The sequence below is a fragment of the Streptomyces sp. NPDC003691 genome (assembly GCF_053981115.1).
Genome location: NZ_JBSFNQ010000001.1, coordinates 295047 through 301046, shown reverse-complemented (window position 1 = coordinate 301046; position 6000 = coordinate 295047). Strand labels below are relative to the sequence as shown.

Annotated in this window: 6 protein-coding genes; 1 reads left to right on the top strand and 5 read right to left on the bottom strand. The window is 75.7% G+C overall.

Annotated elements, in window-relative coordinates; all coding sequences use genetic code 11:
* Positions 1-2154: ATP-binding protein (locus ACWDR0_RS01120; RefSeq protein WP_456349468.1), on the top strand; the 2154-nt coding region annotated here is incomplete at its 5' end.
* A 36-nt stretch (positions 2155-2190) separates the two neighbouring features.
* Here ACWDR0_RS01120 and ACWDR0_RS01115 read toward each other — a convergent pair.
* From ACWDR0_RS01115 to dhaK, 5 genes are all read right to left on the bottom strand, one after another.
* Positions 2191-2880, bottom strand: coding sequence for a class F sortase (locus ACWDR0_RS01115; RefSeq protein WP_456349467.1), 690 nt, complete (start codon positions 2878-2880; stop codon positions 2191-2193).
* Between the two features lie 20 nt (positions 2881-2900).
* Complete coding sequence (locus tag ACWDR0_RS01110; RefSeq protein WP_456349466.1) at positions 2901-3665, bottom strand: hypothetical protein; 765 nt, start codon at positions 3663-3665, stop codon at positions 2901-2903.
* Positions 3666-3875: 210 nt separating this feature from the next.
* Entirely contained in the window at positions 3876-4286 is a 411-nt protein-coding gene (locus tag ACWDR0_RS01105; RefSeq protein WP_456349465.1) for a PTS-dependent dihydroxyacetone kinase phosphotransferase subunit DhaM, read from the bottom strand.
* A complete protein-coding gene (gene dhaL, locus ACWDR0_RS01100; RefSeq protein WP_456349480.1) occupies positions 4286-4891 on the bottom strand; it encodes a dihydroxyacetone kinase subunit DhaL in 606 nt (201 codons plus the stop codon). The genes ACWDR0_RS01105 and dhaL overlap by 1 nt, the downstream gene beginning before the upstream one ends.
* A gap of 82 nt (positions 4892-4973) precedes the next feature.
* The gene (gene dhaK / locus ACWDR0_RS01095; RefSeq protein ID WP_456349464.1) at positions 4974-5966 is read right to left on the bottom strand and encodes a dihydroxyacetone kinase subunit DhaK; all 993 of its coding nucleotides are present in this window, start codon (positions 5964-5966) and stop codon (positions 4974-4976) included.
* Positions 5967-6000 lie beyond the last annotated feature (34 nt).

Genomic DNA, 6000 nt, shown 5'->3' with positions numbered 1-6000 from the left:
GTGGGTCCGCTGTCGCCGGAGGCCGCGCTGCGGCTGCTGGGGGAGCGGGGTGCGGCGGCGCGGGCGGGGTTCTCGGTGGGGGACGACGCGGCGGCGTGTGCGGAGATCTGCCGGCGTCTGGACGGGCTGCCGCTGGCGGTGGAGCTGGCCGCGGCCCGGCTCCGGGCGCTCACCCCCCGTCAGATCGCCGACCGTCTCGACGACCGTTTCCGTCTTCTCACCGGCGGCAGCCGTACCGCTCTGCCCCGCCAGCAGACCCTCCGTGCCGTCGTCGACTGGTCCTGGGACCTCCTCGACCACCACGAACGCACCACCCTCCGCCGCCTCTCCGTCTTCGCCGGAGGCTGTGCCCTGCCGGAGGCGGAGGCCGTCTGCGGCGCCGTCCCGGACGACGGCCCGGGCAGTGTCCCGGACGACGGCACCGGCACCGGCACCGGCACCGGCACCGGCACCGGCGCCTTCGCCGCCGGGCCGGAGACGGACGTCCTGGACGTCCTCGCCGCCCTGGTCGACAAATCGCTCGTGGTCGCCACTCCCGGAGCGGACGGCTCCGCCATGCGCTACCGGCTCCTCGAAACCGTCGCCGAGTACGCCGCCGGGCGCCTCGACGCCGCCGGGGAACGCGCCGCGGTCGAACGGAGCCACCTGCTCGCCTACCGCGAGCTGGTCCGTACCGGACAGTCCCATGCCCGCGGCCCCGGCGTCGGCGGCTGGATGGCCCGTCTCGATGCCGAACTCGGCAATATCCGCGCCGCTCTGCGGACCGCCGTCCGCCACGGCGCGGAACAGGACGGCCTCTGCCTGGTCCTCTCACTGGGCTGGTACTGGCAGCTGCGGTCCCTTCAGTCCGACGTCCGGACCTGGTCGGGCGCCGTCGCCGCCCTCGGGCCCGACCCGTTCGCCGCGCCCGTCCGGCGCGCCGGGCCCGTGGCGGGACGCTGCACCGACACCCCGCCGCCGTGGCCCGAAGACCGGCTGTGGGAGGCGCGGCGCGGTGTCCGGCTGACGCTGCTGGCATCCGGCGGCGCCGACGGCATGGCCGTCAGCAACCCCGAGGTCGTCGACCTGCTGCGCAGGGTCGTCGAGGCGTATGAACCCGGGCAGCCGCAACTCTGCCGGCAGCCCGCCGCCATGTGGTTCTTCTGCAAGCTGCTGACGGGCGGATACCCGGGGCTCGACGAGACCGCCGACGCGCTCGTCGCCGCCTGCGAGGAGCAGTACGCCCTCGGCACGGTGGACGCCTGGGACCTGGGATTCTCCCTGCTGATGCGGACCCGGCTGCGCTCGGGAGGCTTCACCGAACCGAGCGGCTACGACCGTGTCCCGCCGCCCGGGGACGGCAGACTGGACGCCGACCGGGCCCTCACCCTCTTCGAGTCGGCGGGCGACGACTGGGGCATTGCCGAATCCCACGCCGCCCGGGGCGAGCACCACGAATGGCACGGGCGGTACGCGTCGGCCGCCGCCGACTACCGCGCTGCCCTGGCGGTCTTCGCCCGTTCCGGGCCGCCCTCGCAGGCCGCCCTCTACCGGGCCCGGCTGCTGTTCCTGACCCTCCGCACGACCACCGACCCGGCCGAGCGCGAGACCGCCGAACGCGAACTGGAGGAGGTCGCCCGGGAGTCCGCCAGGACCTCCGGAGAAGCGGAGTTCGGCACGCCGTACCTCCTGCTCGCCCGGCACTACGGCGCCACCGGGCGCACCGGGCAGGCCCGTGCCCGGCTCGACGCCATGGAACGGCGGTTCGGTGCCGAAGCGCCCGAGCTGTTCCGCGGCCTGGTCGAAGGGGTCCACGCCTGGCTGGACTGCCAGGAAGGGCGGTACGCGCGGGCCCGGGACCGCTCCCGTTCAGCGATCCGGAACTTCGCGGACTTCGGCGACTTCGTCACCCGGATGACGGTGGACCAGTTCCTCTGCGCGGCCTGGGCGATGGCCCGGCTGGGGGACGCGGCCGACGCGGCCCGGCTGCTCGGCGTCTACGACAAGGCGGGACACCGCTCCTCCGGCCTCGGCCTCCAGCCGTTCCACGACGAACAGAGCGCCCGCGCCGCGGCCGGTGACGCGGTCCGGTCCGTCCTCGGCGAGGAGGAGTGGCACCGGGCGTACGAGGAGGGCCACGGCCTCACGGTGGCGGAGGCGGCCGCCCTCGTCTGACACCGGACGTACCGGGCCCCCGTCCGCCGCCCCGGCTCACTCCGCCAGCCGGGCGAACACCACCACGTTCTCCTCGTACCCCGCCGCGGGCGACCAGCGGCCGCCGCAGGTGATCAGCCGCAGCTCCGCCCCTGCCGCGTCCCGGTACACCCGGGCCGCCGGGAAGCCGTCCCGGGGCAGGGACTCGGTGCCGTACACCGTGAACACCGCGGTACGGCCGTCCTCGCGGGCCACCTCGACCCGGTCCCCGGGACCGAGCCGGGCCAGCGGGTGGAAGACCGCGGGTCCCGACTCGGTGTCCACATGGCCGACCACGACGGAGGTACCCCGTTCACCGGGTGATACGGAGCCCGTGTACCAGCCCGCCAGTCCCGGCTCGGACGTCGGCGGGGGTGCCACCGTACGGTCCGCCGCCAGTCCCGTACCGCGCACCGGGGCGTCGATCCGCAGCGACGGCACCACGATCCGGCGCGGCGGCGAGTGGGGGAGCGGTACCGCCGTGACCGGTGTCCGCCCGGCGGCCGTACGGTCGACGGCCGCACTCGGCGCGGGCCGCGGCGGACCTTCGGCGGCGGCGGAGGCGGCCGGTCCGACACCCGGCGCGCCCGCGCCCGTACGCACCAGGAACAGCCCGAACAGCAGCACGCACAGCAGGGAGAACCAGAGCCCGCCGCGGGGCGCGCGATGCGCGGGCGGCGGCGGGGGCGGCGGCAGCGCGGCGGACACGACGGAGCCCTGAGGGCGCGTCAGACGCCGCGGCCGGTACGCCGCGCCCGTACCGCGAACAGGACCGCGCCGCCCGCGAGCGCGCCCGCGACCAGGACGGAACCCGCCGCGATCCGGCCGGGCCCGAGCTGCGGCACGCTGCTGCCCCCGCCGCCCGCCCGCACTCCGCCGTCAGGGTGCGCCGGCGTGTCGGCGCGGTGCGCCGAGGTGCTGTCATGGGCACCGGCGCCGGAGTCGTTCGGCGCCGGATCCTGGACGATCGCGGCACCGTCCTCCTGACCCGCGGGGCTCCGCCCGGCCGCGGCCTCTCCGGCGATGAGCAGCCGTACCGTGCCCCGCTCGCCCAGGCAGTCGAAGGTGATGTCGTACGCCGCGCCCGGTTCGGCCTCCGGGAACACCGTCGCGGTGCCGGACAGCCCCTCCGCCAGGGTGACCGGCGCGAAGACCCCGGACGACGCCGTGACCTGCGAACCGGAGCACTCCGTGGCCCGCAGGGTGACCGTGCCGCCGGGCGCCACGGTCTCCGGGGTCACGGTGAACCCGAACGAGGTGACCCCGCCGTTCTGCGCCGTGCCTGTACCAATGCCCGTGCCGGGGTCCGGGGCGGTGCCCGTGCCCTGGTCCGTGTCCTGCCCCGTACCGGTCGCCGGCGCGGGCACCGGTACGGGGACGGCGACCGGGGCCGGGCCGGTACCGGGCGGCTGGAGGGCGGCCGCCGGAGCGGCGACCGCCAGGGCGGCCGCGGTGGTCAGGACGGCGAGCGGTGCGACACGTATGGCACGCATGGTCAGGTCTTTCGGTGGGGGAGGAACGCACGGTCGCAACCGACGCTAGAAGCGCGCCCCGCACCCTGCCACCGCTGTACGCCCGAACGGCGCGCCGTGCCCCGGCGGACCGCTCACGCCGTTCACGGGCCCGCCACGGTGGTACGTGCGACGGCACCCCGTCACCACGGCCGTCCGTCCGACCGGTGCCCCGCCACCCTCTGGGACCGGTCACGCCTTGCGGTAGCCGTACGCCTCCGAGGCCGCCGCCTCCACCGCGTCCAGCCCGCCCCCGGCGGAGGCGGTCACCACCGCGGCGATCGCTCCCTCCAGAAACGGCGCGTCCACCAGTCTGGTGTCCGGCGGCAGCTCGTCGCCCTCGGCGAGCAGCGCCTTCACCGTCAGTACGGCGCTGCCCAGGTCCACCAGCACCGCGACACCGGCGCCCCGGTCCACGGCGGCCGCCGCCCCCGCGATCAGTTCGGAACTGGTACCGAGACCGCCGTCCGGCGTACCGCCCGCGGCCGCGACCGGCGCGTCCGGGCCCGCGCCCGCGAGGGCCACCGCCAGCGTCGCCGCCGCATCGGCGACCTCGCGGCTGTGCGATACCAGGACGATGCCGACCGTGCCGCCCGCCGCCATCACGCCACCGCCCCGGCGAGCGCGGCCAGCAGCAGCGCGGACGAGGCGGCACCCGGATCCTCGTGCCCGGCGCTGCGCTCCCCGAGATAGCTCGCCCGGCCCTTGCGCGCGACCAGCGGCACGGTGTCCCGGGCGCCCTGCTCGGCCGCGCGCTGCGCGGCGGCGAAGCTCTCCGTGGCCGGCCCGAGGGCGGCGACGGCCGGTTCCAGGGCGTCCAGCATCGTCTTGTCCCCGGCACGGGCCCCGCCGAGCCCGGCGACCGCCTGCACCCCGGCGCCGAACGCCGCGGCGAACTGTTCGGGCGTCACCTCGGCGGCGTCGCCCAGCTCCTTGCCGGTACGCCGCAGCAGTGTCCCGTACAGCGGCCCCGAGGCGCCCCCCACCTTGGAAATGAGCTGCCGGCCCGCGAGGACGAGCACCGCCCCCGGGGTCGCGGGCCGCTCCTGGGCCAGGGCTTCGGTCACGGCGGCGAAGCCGCGCTGGAGATTGGCCCCGTGGTCGGCGTCCCCGATGGCGGAGTCGAGTTCGGTGAGCCGGGCGGCCTCCCGGTCGACCAGGGCGGCGGCCCCGGTGAGCCAGCGGCGGAAGAAGTCGGCGTCGAGCACGTGCACTCCCGTGAGTCGGTGGTCGTCTCCTGACCCGATCATCGGTGACGCCTGCCGCCGCTGGCGAGCCGTCGGACTCCGCTCAGCGCCCCCACCGGAGCGCGGTGGTCTGCACCGGCGCGTCCCACAGCCGTACGAGCTCCTCGTCGGCCTCGCAGAGCGTCACCGAACAGCCCGCCATATCGAGGGACGTCACATAGTTCCCGACGAGGGTACGGGCCACGGTCACCCCGCGCTCCCCGAGCGCCCGGTGCACCTCGGCGTTGAAACCGTAGAGCTCCAGCAGCGGGGTGGCGCCCATACCGTTGACCAGCAGCAGCACCGGCCCGTCCGGCCGCCGGTCCGTCACCAGGACGTCCACCACGTAGTCGGCGATCTCCCGGGACGTCATCATGGCGCGCCGCTCCCGCCCGGGCTCCCCGTGGATGCCGATGCCCAGCTCCAGCTCCCCGGACGGCAGCTCGAACGTCGGACTGCCCTTCGCCGGGGTGGTGACCGCGCTCAGGGCCACCCCGAAGCTCCGGGAGACCTCGTCCACCCGCCGCGCGAGCGACGCCACCCGCTCCAGCGGAGCACCCTCCTCGGCGGCGGCCCCCGCGATCTTCTCCACGAACAGGGTGGCACCCGTACCGCGCCGCCCCGCCGTGTACAGGCTGTCGGTCACCGCCACATCGTCGTCGACCAGCACCTTCGCCAGCCGTACGCCCTCGTCCTCGGCCAGCTCGGCCGCCATCTCGAAATTGAGCACGTCGCCCGTGTAGTTCTTCACGATGAACAGCACCCCCTCCCCGCTGTCCACGGCGACGGCCGCCCGCACCATCTGGTCGGGCACCGGACTGGTGAACACCTCCCCGGGACAGGCGGCGGACAGCATCCCGGGCCCCACGAACCCCCCGTGCAACGGCTCGTGCCCGGACCCACCGCCCGACACCAGCCCCACCTTCCCGGCCACCGGCGCGTCCCGGCGCACGATCAGCCGGTTCTCGACATCCACGGTCAGCTCGGGATGGGCGGCCGCCACACCGCGCAGGGCATCGGCGACGACGGTCTCGGGGACATTGATGAGCATCCTCAACGGTCTCTCCTCGGCAGCTGACAGACGGACCCCT